This window comes from Streptomyces sp. NPDC002623 (assembly GCF_053592635.1).
Window position 1 is genome coordinate 102189 of record NZ_JBSFWB010000005.1, and the last position, 16022, is coordinate 118210.

18 protein-coding genes are annotated in these 16022 nt (G+C 71.0%); 7 read left to right on the forward strand and 11 right to left on the reverse strand.

From position 1 onward, the window contains the following. Positions 1-113 precede the first annotated feature (113 nt). The gene (locus ACWD4O_RS10970; protein ID WP_451279475.1) at positions 114-1034 is read left to right on the forward strand and encodes an endonuclease/exonuclease/phosphatase family protein; all 921 of its coding nucleotides are present in this window, start codon (positions 114-116) and stop codon (positions 1032-1034) included. Between the two features lie 65 nt (positions 1035-1099). Here ACWD4O_RS10970 and ACWD4O_RS10975 read toward each other — a convergent pair whose 3' ends face one another. The 4 genes from ACWD4O_RS10975 to ACWD4O_RS10990 all read right to left on the reverse strand — a co-directional run bounded on the left by ACWD4O_RS10975 (position 1100) and on the right by ACWD4O_RS10990 (position 4264). Next, entirely contained in the window at positions 1100-2062 is a 963-nt protein-coding gene (locus ACWD4O_RS10975) for an electron transfer flavoprotein subunit alpha/FixB family protein (protein WP_451279476.1), read from the reverse strand. A gap of 50 nt (positions 2063-2112) precedes the next feature. Beyond that, the gene (locus ACWD4O_RS10980) at positions 2113-2901 is read right to left on the reverse strand and encodes an electron transfer flavoprotein subunit beta/FixA family protein (protein WP_351920537.1); all 789 of its coding nucleotides are present in this window, start codon (positions 2899-2901) and stop codon (positions 2113-2115) included. A 219-nt stretch (positions 2902-3120) separates the two neighbouring features. Further along, entirely contained in the window at positions 3121-3642 is a 522-nt protein-coding gene (locus tag ACWD4O_RS10985; RefSeq protein WP_451279477.1) for a flavin reductase family protein, read from the reverse strand. Positions 3643-3850: 208 nt separating this feature from the next. Next, on the reverse strand, positions 3851-4264 hold the full coding sequence (locus ACWD4O_RS10990) for a thioredoxin family protein (RefSeq protein ID WP_451279478.1): 414 nt from the start codon (positions 4262-4264) through the stop codon (positions 3851-3853). A 75-nt stretch (positions 4265-4339) separates the two neighbouring features. Between ACWD4O_RS10990 and ACWD4O_RS10995 the strand changes: the two genes are divergently transcribed. Next, a complete protein-coding gene (locus tag ACWD4O_RS10995; protein WP_451279479.1) occupies positions 4340-4756 on the forward strand; it encodes a DUF4395 domain-containing protein in 417 nt (138 codons plus the stop codon). Positions 4757-4943: 187 nt separating this feature from the next. Next, positions 4944-5672 (forward strand): lysophospholipid acyltransferase family protein, encoded by a 729-nt coding sequence (locus ACWD4O_RS11000; RefSeq protein WP_451279480.1) that lies wholly within the window; start codon positions 4944-4946, stop codon positions 5670-5672. Positions 5673-5705: 33 nt separating this feature from the next. On the opposite strand, the gene ACWD4O_RS11005 is transcribed toward ACWD4O_RS11000, so the two are convergent. The 4 genes from ACWD4O_RS11005 to ACWD4O_RS11020 form a co-directional block, all read right to left on the reverse strand. Continuing rightward, positions 5706-6278, reverse strand: coding sequence for a transglutaminase-like domain-containing protein (locus tag ACWD4O_RS11005; protein WP_451279481.1), 573 nt, complete (start codon positions 6276-6278; stop codon positions 5706-5708). Between the two features lie 92 nt (positions 6279-6370). Continuing rightward, complete coding sequence (locus tag ACWD4O_RS11010) at positions 6371-7441, reverse strand: threonine aldolase family protein (protein ID WP_451279482.1); 1071 nt, start codon at positions 7439-7441, stop codon at positions 6371-6373. After that, entirely contained in the window at positions 7438-8184 is a 747-nt protein-coding gene (locus ACWD4O_RS11015; RefSeq protein ID WP_351920562.1) for an SDR family oxidoreductase, read from the reverse strand. Before ACWD4O_RS11015 ends, ACWD4O_RS11010 begins: the two co-directional genes overlap by 4 nt. Before the next feature lie 56 nt (positions 8185-8240). Further along, the gene (locus tag ACWD4O_RS11020; RefSeq protein WP_451279483.1) at positions 8241-9638 is read right to left on the reverse strand and encodes a DUF6421 family protein; all 1398 of its coding nucleotides are present in this window, start codon (positions 9636-9638) and stop codon (positions 8241-8243) included. 262 nt (positions 9639-9900) lie between these two features. Here ACWD4O_RS11020 and ACWD4O_RS11025 point away from each other — a divergent pair, with 262 nt between their 5' ends. After that, on the forward strand, positions 9901-10620 hold the full coding sequence (locus ACWD4O_RS11025; protein WP_451279484.1) for a glycerophosphodiester phosphodiesterase: 720 nt from the start codon (positions 9901-9903) through the stop codon (positions 10618-10620). Positions 10621-10623: 3 nt separating this feature from the next. On the opposite strand, the gene ACWD4O_RS11030 is transcribed toward ACWD4O_RS11025, so the two are convergent. Further along, on the reverse strand, positions 10624-11199 hold the full coding sequence (locus ACWD4O_RS11030; RefSeq protein WP_451279485.1) for a GNAT family N-acetyltransferase: 576 nt from the start codon (positions 11197-11199) through the stop codon (positions 10624-10626). A 133-nt stretch (positions 11200-11332) separates the two neighbouring features. Here ACWD4O_RS11030 and ACWD4O_RS11035 point away from each other — a divergent pair, with 133 nt between their 5' ends. Then, positions 11333-11725, forward strand: coding sequence for a VOC family protein (locus ACWD4O_RS11035; RefSeq protein WP_451279486.1), 393 nt, complete (start codon positions 11333-11335; stop codon positions 11723-11725). 133 nt (positions 11726-11858) lie between these two features. Then, entirely contained in the window at positions 11859-12623 is a 765-nt protein-coding gene (locus ACWD4O_RS11040) for a VOC family protein (protein WP_451279487.1), read from the forward strand. 11 nt (positions 12624-12634) lie between these two features. Here the strand turns inward: ACWD4O_RS11040 and ACWD4O_RS11045 are convergent, their stop codons facing one another. Then, a complete protein-coding gene (locus ACWD4O_RS11045; protein ID WP_450949066.1) occupies positions 12635-13114 on the reverse strand; it encodes a MarR family winged helix-turn-helix transcriptional regulator in 480 nt (159 codons plus the stop codon). Between the two features lie 320 nt (positions 13115-13434). Beyond that, on the reverse strand, positions 13435-15093 hold the full coding sequence (locus tag ACWD4O_RS11050; protein ID WP_451279488.1) for an FUSC family protein: 1659 nt from the start codon (positions 15091-15093) through the stop codon (positions 13435-13437). A 234-nt stretch (positions 15094-15327) separates the two neighbouring features. On the opposite strand from ACWD4O_RS11050, the gene ACWD4O_RS11055 reads away from it, so the two are divergent. Further along, positions 15328-15882 carry a DUF5134 domain-containing protein gene (locus ACWD4O_RS11055; protein WP_451279489.1) on the forward strand — a complete coding sequence of 185 codons (555 nt, stop codon included), beginning with the start codon at positions 15328-15330 and terminating at the stop codon, positions 15880-15882. Positions 15883-16022 lie beyond the last annotated feature (140 nt).

Below are 16022 nucleotides of genomic sequence, written 5' to 3' on the forward strand. Positions count from 1 at the left end.
CCGGCGGGTCAACACCCTGTCCACGGCATGATCCCTGCGCTCACCGCCACACCGATTCCCCCTTCCGCACAACCGTTCTCCCCTGCATCCTTTTCCACAAGGGGAGGGGATTCATGACAGGCACCACAGGGCCGTCCCGGCGGGCCGGGCTGAAGAGCGTGGTGGCCGCGTTGGCGGCCGTACCTCTGCTCGGCACGGCAGGGGCTTCGGCCCCGCAGCAGGAGAGCCGGGTGCGCGCAACGCTCGCGCCCGCGTCCGACGCGCCGCTGGAGGTCATGACCTTCAACCTGCGTTACCCGGGCGCCAGGGATCCCAACACCTGGCCGATCCGCCGTCCGGTGATGCGCGAACTGCTGCGCCGGGCGGCTCCGCACGTCATCGGCACCCAGGAGGGTCTGGCGGGCCAGTTACGCGACATCGAGACCGACCTCGGGCCGCACTACGACTGGATCGCCAAGGGCCGCAGCGTGGAGGACCCGGAGGCGGTGGCCGTCTTCTACGACACCCGCCGGCTGGCCCCGGTCGAGCACGCGCACTTCTGGCTCTCCGACACGCCCGAGATACGCGGCTCCAACACCTGGGGCGGGAACTACCCCCGCATGGTCACCTGGGTCCGCTTCCGTGATCTGCGGGCGCGGCGGGAGTTCTGCATCCTCAACACCCATCTCGACAACGGCAGCCAGAACGCGCGTATGCGCTCCGCCGACCTGATCGCCGCCCGGCTCGCCGGGTTCGACCGCTCCCTGCCGCTGCTGGTGACCGGCGACTTCAACGCCATCGCCCATGCCAGTCCGGTCTACGACACCCTGCTGGCCTCCGGTCTGGTGGACACCTGGGACACGGCACGCGCGCGTGGCGGGGTGTACGGGACGTACCACGGGTACCGGGAGCTCATACCGGGCGGGGACCGCATCGACTGGATCCTGGCGACGCCGGGCGTCACGGTCCACCGGGAGTGGACCGACCCTTTCACCGTGAACGGCCGGTATCCGAGCGACCATCTGCCGGTGCAGGCCTCCGTGACCCTGGGATGAGCGAAGGCCCCCGTGACCCTGCAGGGTCACGGGGGCCTTCGCTCAGTCGTGCGACTGTCGGACGATCAGCCCTTGCGGGTGTTGATCTCCTCGGTGAGCTGCGGGACGACGTCGAAGAGGTCGCCGACGACGCCGTAGTCGACGAGGTCGAAGATCGGGGCCTCGGCGTCCTTGTTGACGGCCACGATGGTCTTCGAGGTCTGCATGCCGGCGCGGTGCTGGATGGCGCCGGAGATGCCGTTGGCGATGTACAGCTGCGGGGACACCGACTTGCCGGTCTGGCCGACCTGGTTGGTGTGCGGGTACCAGCCGGCGTCCACCGCGGCACGCGAGGCGCCGACGGCCGCGCCGAGGGAGTCGGCGAGGGCCTCGATGATCGCGAAGTTCTCCGCGCCGTTGACGCCGCGGCCGCCTGAGACGACGATCGCGGCCTCGGTCAGCTCCGGACGGCCGGTCGACTCGCGCGGGGTGCGGCCGGCGACCTTGGTGCCGGTGGCCTGGGCCGAGAAGGTGACGGCCAGGGCCTCGACGGCGCCCGCGGCCGGAGCGGCCTCGACGGCGGCGCTGTTGGGCTTGACGGTGATGACCGGGGTGCCCTTGGAGACGCGGGACTTGGTGGTGAAGGAGGCGGCGAACACCGACTGGGTGGCCACCGGGCCTTCGTCGCCGGCCTCGATGTCGGTCGCGTCGGTGATGATGCCGGAGCCGATGCGCAGCGCGAGGCGAGCGGCGATCTCCTTGCCCTCCGCGGAGGACGGGACCAGGACGGCGGCCGGGGAGACGGCGGCGACGGCGGCCTGCAGCGCGTCCACCTTCGGTACGACGAGGTAGTCGGCGTATTCGGACGCGTCGTGCGTCAGCACCTTGACGGCGCCGTGCTCGGCCAGCGCGGCGGCGGTGTTCTCGGCGCCCGAGCCGAGGGCGACGGCGACCGGCTCGCCGATGCGGCGGGCCAGCGTCAGCAGCTCCAGGGTGGGCTTGCGGACGGCACCGTCCACGTGGTCGACGTAGACGAGGACTTCAGCCATGGGATTGCTCTCCTGCGAAACGAAGTTGAGGGGCGGTCTGCGAGGGGCCTTTAGATGAACTTCTGGCCCGCGAGGAACTCAGCGAGCTGCTTGCCGCCCTCGCCCTCGTCCTTGACGATCGTGCCCGCGGTGCGGGCGGGACGCTCGGTCGCGGTGTCGACCGCGGTCCACGCGCCCTCGAGGCCGACCTCGTCGGCCTCCAGGTCCAGGTCGGAGAGGTCCCAGGCCTGAACCGGCTTCTTCTTGGCCGCCATGATGCCCTTGAAGGACGGGTAACGCGCCTCGCCCGACTGGTCGGTGACCGACACGACGGCCGGCAGGGAGGCCTCCAGTTGCTCGCTCGCGGCGTCGCCGTCGCGGCGGCCCTTGACGGTGCCGTCCTCGACCGAGACCTCGGAGAGCAGGGTGACCTGCGGGACGCCCAGGCGCTCGGCGAGCAGGGCCGGGACGATGCCGGCGGTGCCGTCGGTGGAGGCCATGCCGGAGATGACCAGGTCGTAGCCGGCCTTCTCGATGGCCTTGGCGAGCACCAGGGAGGTGCCGATGGCGTCGGTGCCGTGCAGGTCGTCGTCCTCGACGTGGATCGCCTTGTCGGCGCCCATGGACAGGGCCTTGCGGAGCGCGTCCTTGGCGTCCTCGGGGCCCACCGTCAGGACGGTGATCTCCACGTCGTCGTCGGAGTTCTCGGAGATCTGCAGCGCCTGCTCGACCGCGTACTCGTCGAGCTCGGAGAGCAGACCGTCCACGTCGTCCCGGTCGACGGTCAGGTCATCGGCGAAGTGCCGGTCGCCAGTGGCGTCGGGCACAAACTTCACAGTGACAACGATCCTCAAGCTCACGCCGGCTCTCCTACTGCATCGTCAGTTCTTCGGCTGCCTTCTTCCAGGCAGCATAGGTGCCACAAGCGGCCGATCCCGGTTGGGGCGGCCCGCGCTCCGACCGAAATATTACTCGCCAGTAGACCCAGTTCGCGCCCGCTAAGCAAGCGCTTTGAACTGTGACCTTTGCAACGCAGCGTAATCGGAACTCGACGGCTTTGCAGGAGGGCGGGCCAGTGATCAATCCCGCAGAGCGGTGAACCGCCCCTGGTGGTACAACAACGGACGGCCTGCGCCCGCCTGATCACCGGCCGGATCGCCCTGGACCACTTCGGCCAGCACGATGCGGTGGTCCCCCGCGGGCACCCGCGCGACGACCCGGCACACCAGCCACGCGAGCACGTCGTCCAGGACGGGAACGCCCGCCGGGCCCTCGCGCCAGCGGGTCGGCGCGCCGAAGCGGTCGGCGCCGCTCCTGGCGAAGGTGGCGGCCAGCGCCTGCTGATGCTCGCCGAGTATGTGGACGCCGACATGCTCGGCCCGGGACACGGCCGGCCAACTGGAGGCGCCGGTGCCGATGCCGAAGGAGAGCATCGGGGGTTCGGCGGAGACGGAGCTGAGCGAGGTGGCGGTGAAGCCCACCGGGCCGCTCGCGCCGGAAGCGGTGATCACCGCGACTCCCGCCGCGTGCCGCCGGAAGACGGAGCGCAGGAGATCGGGCGAGGCGAGCTGAGCGGCGCCGAGGTCGGGCGTGGCCGTCATGAGACTGTCCTTCTGCCGGAGGTGGCGTGCCGGGCCGTGGATGCTCAACGGACCGGACAGCGCGCGCTCGCGGTACGGACCAGGTCGACGTGGACCCGTCCATGGAGAAGGAGTTCCTCAGGCATACGGTCAGGCTGACGATAGGTGGCGGGCGCAGTCAAGTACGTTCCGGCATCTGGGAGATGGCTCACCGCCCCCTGCGGACGGGTCACACCGCCTCCCCCAGGGCCGCGATGACGTCGGCCTTGCGGGGCTGACCGGTGGCGCGCCGCACGACGCGGCCGTCGGCGTCCAGGACCAGGACGGTCGGGGTCTTGAGGATGTCGAGTTCGCGGACGAGGTCCAGGTGCGCCTCGGCGTCGATCTCGATGTGGGTGACTCCGGGAACCACGTCGGCCACCTCGCCGAGGACCCGGCGGGTCGCCCGGCAGGGGGCGCAGAAGGCGCTGGAGAACTGCACGAGCGTGGCCCGCTCGCCGAGTTCGCCGCCGAGCCGGTCCGCTCCGAGTCGTGTGCTCTCGTCCCGCCCGCGCACCCGCACCCTCCCGCTCCGCCGCCGCTGCAGCACTCCGTAGGCGCTCGCCGCCGCGAGCACCGCCACGCACACCACCAGTCCGGTCATCAGCCCCTCCAGCGTTCACATGACTGCAAAGATTCCCGGGCCCAGGAATCGTTTCCGTTGCGGAATGCTTGATTCATGGACATCGATGTGAGGGGCCCGCGCTTCGGGGCCGCCGTGACGACCGTAGTGCTCGCGGTCGCGCTGATCACGGGCAGCGTCTGGCTGCTGGCCTGGCAGACGCTGGCGTTCGCGCTCGGCGCGGCGGGCGGGGTGGGGCGTTCGCCGTACGGCTGGGTGTTCCGCAGGGTCGTCCGGCCGCGGATCGGACCGCCGACGGAGTTCGAGTCGCCTCGACCGCCGCGGTTCGCGCAGTCGGTGGGACTGCTGTTCGCGGGGATCGGTCTCGTCGGACTCACGCTGGGGCCCGACTGGCTGGGTCTCGCGGCGACCGGGGCGGCGCTCGCGGCCGCCTTCCTCAATGCCGCTTTCGGGTACTGCCTCGGGTGCGAGATGTACCTGCTGGTACGCCGGGTTTCGGTACGCACGGAGTAAAGGCGGCTTAAAAGCCTGAGGTGGATCAAGGGGGCCGAAGTGACGAGGATCTCGCCGTTCCCGGGTGCCAGGACTGGCTCCCCGGCCGTTCTTGGGGCACCATCTGCGAGATGCCGTAAACCTACGGCTGCGTAACTTTGCCGTCGGAGGCTTCCCCGGCAAGGAGAAGGAAGGGTCCGCCCCGCCCATGGCAGAGATTGTCTACCGCCCCGCCGTCGGCCTCGCCCAGCTGCTGTTCAAGGTCTGGGACCTCAAGATCGACTGCAAGGGGTCGGAGAACATCCCGCGCTCTGGCGGAGCCGTGCTGGTGAGCAATCACATCAGCTACCTCGACTTCATCTTCGACGGTCTGGCCGCGCTCCCGCAGAAACGTCTCGTTCGCTTCATGGCGAAGGACGCGGTCTTCCGCCACAAGATCTCCGGCCCGCTGATGCGCGGCATGAAGCACATCCCGGTGGACCGCAACCAGGGCGACGCGGCTTACGCGCACGCGCTGGAGTCGCTGCGCTCCGGCGAGATCGTCGGGGTGTTCCCCGAGGCGACGATCTCGCAGTCGTTCTGCCTCAAGACCTTCAAGTCGGGTGCCGCCCGGATGGCGCAGGAGGCCGGCGTCCCGCTGATCCCGATGGCCGTGTGGGGTACCCAGCGGCTGTGGACGAAGGGGCACCCGCGCAACTTCAAGCGCAGCCACACCCCGATCACCATCCGCGTCGGCGAGGCCATCGAGGCCTCGCGCGACAAGTACGCGGGCGCGATCACCCGGCAGCTGCGCGAGCGGGTCCAGGAGCTTCTGGAGGCCGCTCAGCGCGCCTACCCGGTCCGTCCCAAGGACGCGAGCGACACCTGGTGGATGCCGGCCCACCTGGGCGGCACGGCGCCCACCCCGGAGCAGGTGCGCGAGGCCGAGGCGCGCTGACGCCCGCCCCCGCCACCCCCGCGACGGGGGCGCTCACAGTGCGACGGGGAGCGTCTGCCAGAGGTGGGGCCGGTCCGCAGCGGCTTTGAGCGCGCCGAGGACGGCCGGGTGCGCAGTGGCGTACAGGCCCGAGTAGTCCCGCTCCCCTGCCGCGGGGTCGGGCAGGAAGGCGAGCCGTTCGCCGTCCAGGGAGAACCGCGCGTCCACACCGGGCTTGTTGCCGCGCGGGTCCTGGCGGTGCCAGGCGCCGTGGAAGCGGACGGCGACGAGTCCGTGCACCGCGTCGAGCTTCTGGTAGCACAGCGCCGTCGGGATGTCCTCGGCCCGCAGCAGCGCGGTCAGCGCATGGGCCTTGGCGTAGCAGATGCCCGTGCCCTGCTCCAGCACGTCGGAGGCGCGCCAGGTGACGCGCGGGTCGCCGGAGTCCTGCGAGTGGGGAATGGTGTCGCGGACGAACTCGAACGCCAGGCGTGCATAGACATACGAGTCCGTGGCTTCCTTGGCGAGACGCGCGGCCGTCTGCCTCACGAGCGGGTGATGGTGGTCGATGACCTCGTCAGCGGCCAGGTACGCGGACAGGTCGGGGTTCTCCTGGATCAGCTCCATGGACGCAGAGCATAGAAAGCGATCACCCGGGCGTCAATTAATTTCCAGGCGATCGCATATCTATGCACACATGCGAGCGGGTGTGCTCCCGCTCAGCGCGCCATCTCCTCCTTGACCGCCGCCACGAACGCGTCCACGTCCTCCTCGGTCGTGTCGAACGCGCACATCCAGCGCACGACGCCCGCCGACTCGTCCCAGAAGTAGAACCGGAACCGCTTCTGCAGCCGCTCGCTCACGTCGTGCGGGAGCTTCGCGAAGACGCCGTTGGCCTGCACGGGATACAGGATCTCCACGCCGTGCACGGCCCGCACGCCCTCGGCCAGCCGCTGGGCCATCTCGTTGCCGTGGCGGGCGTTGCGCAGCCACAGGTCCTTGGCCAGCAGGGCCTCCAACTGCACCGACACGAAGCGCATCTTGGAGGCGAGCTGCATGGACAGCTTGCGCAGATGCTTCATGTGGCTGACGGCGTCCTGGTCGATCACGACGACCGCCTCGCCGAACAGCGCGCCGTTCTTGGTGCCGCCCAGGGAGAGGATGTCGACGCCGACCGCGTTGGTGAACGTCCGCATCGGGACGTTCAGGGAGGCGGCCGCGTTGGCTATCCGGGAGCCGTCCAGGTGGACCTTCATGCCGTGCGCGTGGGCATGGTCGCAGATCGCGCGGATCTCGTCGGGCGTGTAGAGGGTGCCGAGCTCCGTGCTCTGGGTGATCGAGACGACCTGCGGCATCGCGCGGTGCTCGTCCTCCCAGCCCCAGGCCTGCCGGTCGATCAGCTCGGGGGTGAGCTTGCCGTCGGGCGTCGCGACGGTGAGCAGCTTCAGACCGCCCATGCGCTCGGGCGCGCCGCCCTCGTCCACGTTGATATGGGCGCTCTCGGCGCAGATCACCGCTCCCCAGCGGTCGGTGACGGCCTGGAGCGCGACGACGTTGGCGCCGGTGCCGTTGAAGACCGGGAAGGCCTCCGCGGTGGACCCGAAGTGGCTGCGGACGATCCGCTGGAGGTTCTCGGTGTAGTCGTCCTCGCCGTAGGCGACCTGGTGGCCGCCGTTGGCCAGGGCCAGGGCGGCCAGCACCTCCGGGTGGGCGCCGGCGTAGTTGTCGCTGGCGAAACCGCGGACCTCGGGGTCGTGATGGCGACGCGCGTCGGTCTTCGGTGGGTTCACGGCTTCTCGGTGAGCCACAGACGCTGTCCGTTCACTTCGAGGGCGGTCTTCTCCCAGACACCGGCGATGGCGTCGGCCAGGTCCTCGACGTCCGTGAAGCCCGCGAACTTCGCGTTGGGCCGCTCGGCGCGCATCGCGTCGTGCACCAGTGCCTTCACGACCAGGATCGTGGCCGCCGAGGTGGGCCCCTCGGCGCCCCCGGCCTTGCGGAAGTAGTCGCCCAGGGCCAGCGTCCACGCCTCGGCCGCGGCCTTGGCCGCGGCGTAGGCGGCGTTGCCGGCGGTAGGGTTGCCGGCGGCCGCGGCGCTGATCAGGACGTACCGGCCGCGCGCGCTGGCCTGGAGCGCCTCGCCGAAGGCGAGGGAGGTGTGCTGCACGGTCTTGACCAGCAGCAGTTCCAGGAAGTCCCAGTCGTCGAGGCTGGTCTTGATGAACGTCTCGCTGCCGCGCCAGCCCCCGACGAGATGGACCAGGCCGTCGACCCGGCCGAAGTCCTTCTCGATGCGGGTGGCCCACTCGCGGGTGGAGTTCAGGTCGAGCAGGTCGACGGTGTCGCCGGTGACGGTGGCGCCGCCGGCCTCGTAGCGCGCGTGGTCGACGGCCTCGGCCAGCCGCTCCGGGTCGTTGTCCGAGCCGACGACGGTCGCGCCCTCCTGGGCAAGCCTGAGCAGTGCCGCCCGGCCGGCGGGTCCGCCCGCGCCGGCCACCGCGATCACCGCACCGCTGAGAGCCCCGTTCCCCATGGTCTTCGCCTCCTGAGCAGTGTTCTGCAGAGCAGTGTCCTCGATGCGCAGGTCGCTCACGCGGCGATCCGCTCGGCGCCGTCCGCCGTGATGCCCTTGGTGGAGGCGATCACATTCTTCAGCTTCTTGGACAGTGCCTCATAGAACATGCTCAGCGGAAACTCGTCCGGAAGCACGTCATCCACCAGCTTGCGGGGCGGCTGGGTCAGATCCAGGGCGTCGGGGCCCTTGGCCCACTTGGAGCCCGGGTGCGGGGCGAGATAGGCGGAGACCAGCTCGTAGCCCGCGAACCAGTGCACGAGCTTCGGCCGGTCGATGCCGTCGCGGTACAGCTGCTCGATGTCCGCGCAGAGCTGGTTGGTGACCTGCGGGGCGCGCCGCCAGTCGATGTGCAGCTTGTTGTCGGTCCAGCGGACTACATCGTGCTTGTGCAGGTAGGCGAAGAGCAGCTGGCCGCCGAGGCCGTCGTAGTTGCGCACCCGGTCGCCGGTGACCGGGAAGCGGAACATCCGGTCGAAGAGGACCGCGTACTGCACGTCACGGGCCTGCGGGACGCCGTCGGACTCCAGTTTCACGGCCTCCTTGAAGGCGGTGAGGTCGCAGCGCAGCTCCTCCAGGCCGTACATCCAGAACGGCTGGCGCTGCTTGATCATGAAGGGGTCGAAGGGCAGGTCGCCGTGGCTGTGGGTGCGGTCGTGGACCATGTCCCACAGGACGAAGGCCTCCTCGCAGCGCTTCTGGTCGTGGACCATGGCGGCGATGTCCTCGGGCAGCTCCAGACCCAGGACCTCGATGGCGGCGTCGGTGACACGGCGGAAGCGGGCGGCCTCGCGGTCGCAGAAGATGCCACCCCAGGAGAAACGTTCCGGCGCTTGGCGGACCGCGATCGTCTCCGGGAACAGCACGGCCGAGTTGGTGTCGTAGCCGGCCGTGAAGTCCTCGAAGGTGATGCCGCAGAACAGCGGGTTGTCGTAGCGGGTGCGCTCCAGCTCGGCCAGCCAGTCCGGCCAGACCATGCGCAGCACGACCGCCTCGAGGTTGCGGTCCGGGTTGCCGTTCTGCGTGTACATCGGGAAGACGACCAGGTGCTGGAGGCCGTCGCGGCGGTTCGCGGCCGGCTGGAAGGCCAGCAGGGAGTCGAGGAAGTCCGGCACGGCGAAACCGCCGTCCGCCCAGACCCGCAGATCCCGCGCCAGGGCGCGGTGGTAGTCGGCGTCGTGCGGGAGCAGCGGCGACAGCTCCTCGACGGCCTCGATCACACGCCGGACGGCCTGCTCGGCGTCCGTGCGCTGTGGTGCGTCCTCGGCCGTGAAGTCGATCGATCCGTCCTTCGCCTGCCAGGGCCGGATCCGCTCCACGGCATCCTTGAGCACGCGCCACGCCGGGTGCTCCACCACCCTGGTCGCCGGAGGCACTCGCTCCCCCGTAGCCGCCTGCACAAGAATTTCCGTCATGTCCCATCCTCCACTGGAGAACCTCGCGTCAGGACACCGTATGCATATGAGGTTTCCTCCAGCAAGTGGACCTTCGGGAGATTATCCTGCGGCCCAGCAATTTCACCGCACTTTTTCCTGCCGGACATCGGAGGTGCGGTTGCTTCCGCCGTGGCGGGGTGGGTAGGAAGAGTCTGGTGCGCACACGCATGCTCCGGCCGGCCGGACGACGACCGGGCTGGGTGGCCAGCCGGCACAACCGTCGACGGAAGCGGGTCGCGTCTTGAACTTCCTCACCATCGGTCACCGTGGAGTCATGGGCGTCGAGCCCGAGAACACCCTGCGCTCCTTCGTCGCCGCCGAGCAGGCGGGCCTCGACGTCATCGAACTCGATCTGCACCTGAGCCGGGACGGCGCGCTCGTGGTCATGCACGACCCCGACGTGGACCGCACGACCGACGGGACCGGGCCCGTCGCCGAGCAGACGCTCGCGGAGCTGCGGACCCTCGACGCCGGCCGCGGGGAGCGCGTCCCGGTCTTCGAGGAGGTGCTGGACGCCGTGCGAGCACCGCTCCAGGCCGAGATCAAGGACGTTCAGGCGGCCCGGGCGCTCGCCGAGGTGATGCAGGCGAGGGACCTGGTGGACCGGGTGGAGGTGTCCTCGTTCCACGACGAGGCCGTCGCGGAGATCGCCCGACTGGTGCCCGGGGTGCGCACTGCACTCATCAGCAGCCTCCCCCACTCTCGACCGGACTCGAGCGGGGGGACCCCCGTCGGCCTGGACATCGTGGACCGAGCCGTGGCCGCCGGTGCCGCGACGGTCTGCCTCAACCTGCGGCGGCTCAACCTGGAGATCGTCGAGGAGGCGCGGAAACGGGACCTGCGGATCATCGGCTGGGTGGTCAACACACAGGACCAGCTGCGGCTCGTCCGCGCCCTGGAGCTGGACGGCGCGACCACCGACTACCCGGAGATCAGACGCACGGGCCGCTTCACGGCATAGCGGTCAGGCGAGCTCCTTGACCAGCAGCTCGAACTGCAGGTCGTCGCGCTGGGGGATGCCGAAGCGCTCGTCGCCGTACGGGAAGGGGGTCATGCGTCCCGTACGGCGGTAGCCGCGCCGCTTGTACCAGGCGATGAGGTCGTCGCGAACGGAGATCACGGTCATGTGCATCTCGGTGACCTCCCAGTCCTCGCGGGCCTGCCGCTCGGCCTGCGCCATGACCGTCTTGCCGAGCCCGGCGCCCTGCACCGTGGGGCTGACCGCGAACATCCCGAAGTAGGCGTGGTCGCCGCGGTGTTCGAGCTGGCAGCAGGCGACGATCCGGCCGCCCTGCTCGACGGTGAGCAGCCGGCTGTCGGGGTTCTTGATGACCGCGAGCACGCCCTCGGGATCGGTCCGCTGACCCTCCAGTATGTCCGCCTCCGTCGTCCACCCGGCGCGGCTGGAGTCTCCGCGGTAGGCGGACTCGACGAGTGCGACGAGCGCGTCCACGTCGGCGTCGGTGGCGTCGCGGAAGGCGAACTCGGTGGATTCGGCGGATTCGGCGGATTCGGCGGATTCGGCGGCGGCAGTGTCCATGCGGGCGGTCTCCGGTCTCTGAACGGTCTCTGCGGGGCTGTGCGAGTCCCTGCGGGGCTGTGCGAGTCTCTGCGGTCTCTGACGCGGCGGGGCCTCGGACGAGCCTAATCCTGCCCCAGTAGGCTTCCGCTGCATGGTGCACGTACTCAGCAGTAGAACCCTGCTCCACCCCACCGACCCCGAGCGTTCTCGTGCCTTCTACGGGGAGCAGCTGGGGTTGGCCGTCTACCGCGAGTTCGGCACGGGGCCGCAGCGCGGGGTCGTCTACTTCCTCGGCGGCGGCTTCCTGGAGCTCTCGGGGCGCGCGGACACGCCGCCGGATCCCGCCGTACGGCTGTGGCTGCAGGTGGCGGACGCGACCGCGGCGCACGAGGAGCTGCTGGCGAAGGGGGTCGAGATCGTCCGGCCGCCGGTGAAGGAGCCCTGGGGGCTGGTCGAGATGTGGATCGCGGATCCGGACGGAACGCCGATCGTGCTGGTGGAGGTACCGGCGGACCATCCGATCCGCTTTCGGCCGGGCATCTGAACCTCGGTTCGGGGGAGCTGGGCCACTCGATCGGGCAGTCGGGCGGTCGTCGAGGGGGTGGGGCGGTCACCGGATGCCGTGGGTCGGGTCGCGGCATAGCGTGCTGGAAGGGGTCTCTTTCGGAGGGAACGCCATGAAGCTCGACGCGCTCGTGCCCGGCGGGCCCTGCTGGGCCGAGCTGGGGACCAGTGACCTGGAAGCGGCGAAGCGGTTCTACGCGGAGCTGTTCGGCTGGCGCACGGAGACGGATCCACGGCAGGAAGCGGGCGGTTACACGGTCGCGCACCTCGGCGAGGCGGCCGTCGCCGCGCTCAGTCCCCTGTACCAGGAGTCGCAGCCGCGCGCCTGGAGCGTGTCGTTCGGGGTGACCGACGCGGATGTCAGCGCGCGACTGGTCACGGAGGCCGGCGGCAAGGTGCCGGTCGGTCCGATGGACGTCTTCGACGTGGGTCGTTTCGTGGTCGCCGTCGATCCGGGCGGCGCCGCGTTCCAGCTGTGGCAGGCGCGGTCCTTCCCGGGCGCCGGGCTTTTCAACGCGCCCGGCTCGCTCGGCTGGGTCGATCTGCTGACCCGCGACCCCGACCGTGCGGAGGCCTTCTACACGACGGTGTTCGGCTGGACCGTGCGCTCCTCGGAGAACTACGTGCAGTGGGGCGTCGGCGGCGCGGACTTCGGCGGCATGATCACGATGGACGAGAAGTTCCCGCCCGAAGTGCCGTCGCACTGGCTGCCGTACTTCGCGGTGGCCGACGTGGACGCCTCCACGCAGACGGCGGTCGGGGCGGGCGGCACCGCGCTGATGGAGCCGACGTCGGTGCCGGACGGTCCCCGGATCGCCGTGCTGCGGGACCCGCAGAACGCGGTGTTCGGCGTGTACCGGGCGGGCGACGAGCGCTGAAGTCCGGGCCCTCAGGCCCGCAGCCCCCGCATGTGTCCCTCCAGTCGGCTGAGCAACTCGCCCAGCAGATCGGCCAGTTCGTCCTGTCGGCCGTCGTCCAGGGCGGACAGGACGGCGCTCTCGTAGGTGAGTTGCTCGGGCAGGATGCCGTCGACGAGGTCACGCCCGGCGTCCGTGAGGCGAAGGTGCGCGACGCGGCGGTCACGGGTGTCGCCGCGGCGCTCCACCAGGCCGCGCTCGCTGAGCTGCTTGAGACGCTTGGTGACGGCGGCCCCGGAGGAGAACGTCTCGCGGGCCAGTTCGCCGGGGGTCAGCTCATGGCCGGTACGGCGCAACGCTCCCAGCAGGTCGAACTCGGGACGGCTCAGTCCGGCTCGCCGCAGGGGCGCGTCCTCGGCCTGCTGGAGCAGGGCGGCACAGCGGTTGACCCGGCCGATGATCTCCATGGGGCCGGTGTCCAGCTCGGGCCGGACGGTCTGCCACTGCCGCACGACGGCGGCGACGGTGTCGTTCCGGGTCGAGCCGTCGGTCGTGGCCGAGTCGTCGTTCCTGGCCGATCCGACGTTCGTGGCCGAGGTGTCGCTCGGGGCCAAGGTGTCGCTCGTGGTCGAGCCGTCGATCGTGGCCGAGGCCTCACTCGGTGGCGAAGCCTCGCTCGTGGGCGAGCGCTCGCTCGTGGGCGGGTCGCCGTTCCCGGACTCGTCGCCGATGGGATTCAGGTCTTCGGCCGCGGGTCGTTCCCGCGACGCGTCCCCGGTCGCCGGTCCCTCCCCCGCCCCGTTCCCGGCCGCCGCCCGTCCCTGCGTCGCCGTCATCGCCGTACGTCCTCCGCTCTCACCACGTTCACGTCCCGGTCCAGGAGCAGCCCCTGGCGCCGTACCGTCGCCGCGAGCGTACGGTGTCCGGACTGTTCGGCCGTCACGACCCGCTCCTCGGGCAGCGCCCGCTGCCACCACTCGCCGGATGCCGCGTCGGCCGCGGCGCGCAGGTCGACCAGCGCGGCGGTGAGGCTCCGGCGGGCCGAGTCCAGTGGGCCGGGGGCGGAAGACGGCTCCGCGAGCAGGCGGGCGGTGTGCTCGCGGGACTGTTCGACGGCCGTCAGGGCGGCGCCGAGGCGGTCGCCGGCCCGGCGGTTGGTGACGGCGACCGCGGCGCCGAAGCCGACCACCGCGCCGACGAGGGTGTCCACGAGCCGCTCGGTGATCAGCCGGCCCGGATCCTGGACCTGCGCGAACTCGGTGATGAGCAGGGCCATCGGGGTCACACAGACGCTGCCGAGCCAGTAGTTGCGGCTGATCAGCGCCTCGGCGCCGAAGTTGAGGGCGAGGCAGACCAGGACGAGGGCCGCCTGTGTGAGATGGGCGAGCGGGACGAGCGCGGCGAAGGCGAGGACGCCGACGAGGTTGCCGACGACCCGCTGGACCCCACGGCTCCAGGTGAGGGTGACGTTCGCCTGGTAGAGGGATGCGGCGGTGACCAGGGCCCAGTAGGGGCGTCCGACCCCGAGGGCGAGGGAGACGTAACCGGCGAGGGCGCAGCCGAGGGCGGTGCGTACGGCGATCGGCGTGAGGGGGCCGAGGCGACGCCACAACGACGGTCCTGCGGTGGCGAGTTCGGCGTCGAGGCCGAGGAGTTCGTCGTCGTCGACGAGGTCGTCCGGGTGCGGGACCGGGCCGGTGCCCCGCAGCTCGCGCGCCCAGTCGCGCAGTCGGGTGGAGTCGGTGTCGGCGGGCGCGGCCAGGGCGATCTCGGCGCGGACGACCAGACGTTCCAGGGCGCGGCGCGTTTCCCCTGCGCGGGCCGACAGGAGGGTCTGCCAGGCGGCGTGCACGGCGGCGGCCGCGGGCGCGGCGGCGCGGGTCCGGGCGTGGCCGTCGTCTGCGTCGTCCGTGGCGGCGTGGGCGGCGGCCGCGTTCAGGGCGTGGGCGGTGGCGCGGCGCTCGGGGCCGTGCGGGCGGGCGAGCCCGGGCGCCATGCCGATCAGCCAGGCCCAGGCGCCCGTGGCGAGGGCCAGTCCCAGATGGCCGGGGACCTGTCCGAGGCTCTGCGGCGCGAACAGCGAGGCGGAGCTGATGAAGGTGAGGACGACATGGCCGGGCGGGCCGAGGCGGGTCGCGTCGCTGAGCACCTTCTGCGCGGCCGCGAGCAGCGCGCCGACGGCGACCAGCACGACGGGGCTGGTGGTGAGCGAGGCCGCGAGCAGGGCGACGGCCAGTCCGCCGGTCATGCCCAGCACCACCCAGGCCAGGACGCGGGCCCGGGCCGCATAGGGGCGGTTGTGGGCGTAGAGCGCGCAGAGCGAGCCCGCCATCGTGTACATGGCCAGATCCAGCCGCCCGAGTGCCAGCAGGATCAGGTTGGGCGGGGCGACCGCCGCGACCACGCTCAGGGCGGGCTTGAACCAGATGTCGGAGGGCCGGCCGAGGCGCAGCGCAGCGGCGAGCGGGAGAGGGCTGCTGGTGCTGCTCATGCTCATCAATTTAGCATGTGTTTTACTCATAAAATTACTCGGCCGGCGCATCCCGGGCCGATGCCGCGCCGATGCCGCGCCCGTGCCGCACCTGTGCCACACCTGCGCTGTGCCCGTGCCGTGCTCCGCCGAATGCTCCCCATGTACACCCTTGCGCCCGCGTGCGCGCGGCGAGCAGTGGGCATCGCATCCCTCGATCGGACGCGATGGACGACGTCGAGCGGGGAGGTGCGCATGCACGGACCGGCTTCGCCCGGCTGGCTGCTCGTCGCGCTGTGTGCGGCGACCGGGGCCTACTGCCTGTTGCGGATGCGCAGCGGAGTCGAGGAACAGCGCAGGGCCGCGGGCGGCGAGGCGCTGATGGGCTTCGGGATGGCCGCGATGGCCGTGCCCTCGGCCGCGTTCACCCCGCCGGGCTGGGCCTGGCCGGCCTTCGCGGCGGTCTTCGGCGCGGCGGCGCTGCGGGCCCTGTGGGCGGCCCGCACCAGTGCCCACCATCTGCACCACCTGGTGGGCACCGGAGCCATGGTCTACATGGCGGCCGTGATGGCCGCCGCGCCCGCGCATGCGCACGGCCACGAGCAGGGCGGCTCCGGAATCCCGCTGCTGACCGGCGTGCTACTGCTGTACTTCACCGGGTACGTGCTGCTCTCCGGGGTCCGGTTGCTGCCGGTGGCCGGGGCGGGCGGACCCGCCGTCGCCGCGGCTTGGAGCGACCGGCCCGAGGTGGCGCGGGCGTGCCGGCTGTCGATGGGCATCGGAATGCTCGCCATGCTGCTGACGATGTGATCCTTCGCGACCTCTGCGAGAGTCAACTGCCGTGTGGGCGGCCGCAGTCCACGCGTCTCGGCGGTGATCCGTGTCGCCCGGGCGTGGTCTGCGTCACTTCGCTGTAACAAGCCGTACCCCTGAGCGCCGCGCCGCTCATA

What these genes read in the sequence shown, in the direction of transcription:
- ACWD4O_RS10970 (WP_451279475.1), top strand. Translation starts at nt 114, where the DNA reads ATGACAGGCACCACAGGGCCGTCCCGGCGGGCCGGGCTGAAGAGCGTG.
- ACWD4O_RS10975 (WP_451279476.1), bottom strand. Translation starts at nt 2,062, where the DNA reads ATGGCTGAAGTCCTCGTCTACGTCGACCACGTGGACGGTGCCGTCCGC.
- ACWD4O_RS10985 (WP_451279477.1), bottom strand. Translation starts at nt 3,642, where the DNA reads ATGACGGCCACGCCCGACCTCGGCGCCGCTCAGCTCGCCTCGCCCGAT.
- ACWD4O_RS10990 (WP_451279478.1), bottom strand. Translation starts at nt 4,264, where the DNA reads ATGACCGGACTGGTGGTGTGCGTGGCGGTGCTCGCGGCGGCGAGCGCC.
- ACWD4O_RS10995 (WP_451279479.1), top strand. Translation starts at nt 4,340, where the DNA reads ATGGACATCGATGTGAGGGGCCCGCGCTTCGGGGCCGCCGTGACGACC.
- ACWD4O_RS11000 (WP_451279480.1), top strand. Translation starts at nt 4,944, where the DNA reads ATGGCAGAGATTGTCTACCGCCCCGCCGTCGGCCTCGCCCAGCTGCTG.
- ACWD4O_RS11005 (WP_451279481.1), bottom strand. Translation starts at nt 6,278, where the DNA reads ATGGAGCTGATCCAGGAGAACCCCGACCTGTCCGCGTACCTGGCCGCT.
- ACWD4O_RS11015 (WP_351920562.1), bottom strand. Translation starts at nt 8,184, where the DNA reads ATGGGGAACGGGGCTCTCAGCGGTGCGGTGATCGCGGTGGCCGGCGCG.
- ACWD4O_RS11020 (WP_451279483.1), bottom strand. Translation starts at nt 9,638, where the DNA reads ATGACGGAAATTCTTGTGCAGGCGGCTACGGGGGAGCGAGTGCCTCCG.
- ACWD4O_RS11030 (WP_451279485.1), bottom strand. Translation starts at nt 11,199, where the DNA reads ATGGACACTGCCGCCGCCGAATCCGCCGAATCCGCCGAATCCGCCGAA.
- ACWD4O_RS11035 (WP_451279486.1), top strand. Translation starts at nt 11,333, where the DNA reads ATGGTGCACGTACTCAGCAGTAGAACCCTGCTCCACCCCACCGACCCC.
- ACWD4O_RS11040 (WP_451279487.1), top strand. Translation starts at nt 11,859, where the DNA reads ATGAAGCTCGACGCGCTCGTGCCCGGCGGGCCCTGCTGGGCCGAGCTG.
- ACWD4O_RS11050 (WP_451279488.1), bottom strand. Translation starts at nt 15,093, where the DNA reads ATGAGCAGCACCAGCAGCCCTCTCCCGCTCGCCGCTGCGCTGCGCCTC.
- ACWD4O_RS11055 (WP_451279489.1), top strand. Translation starts at nt 15,328, where the DNA reads ATGCACGGACCGGCTTCGCCCGGCTGGCTGCTCGTCGCGCTGTGTGCG.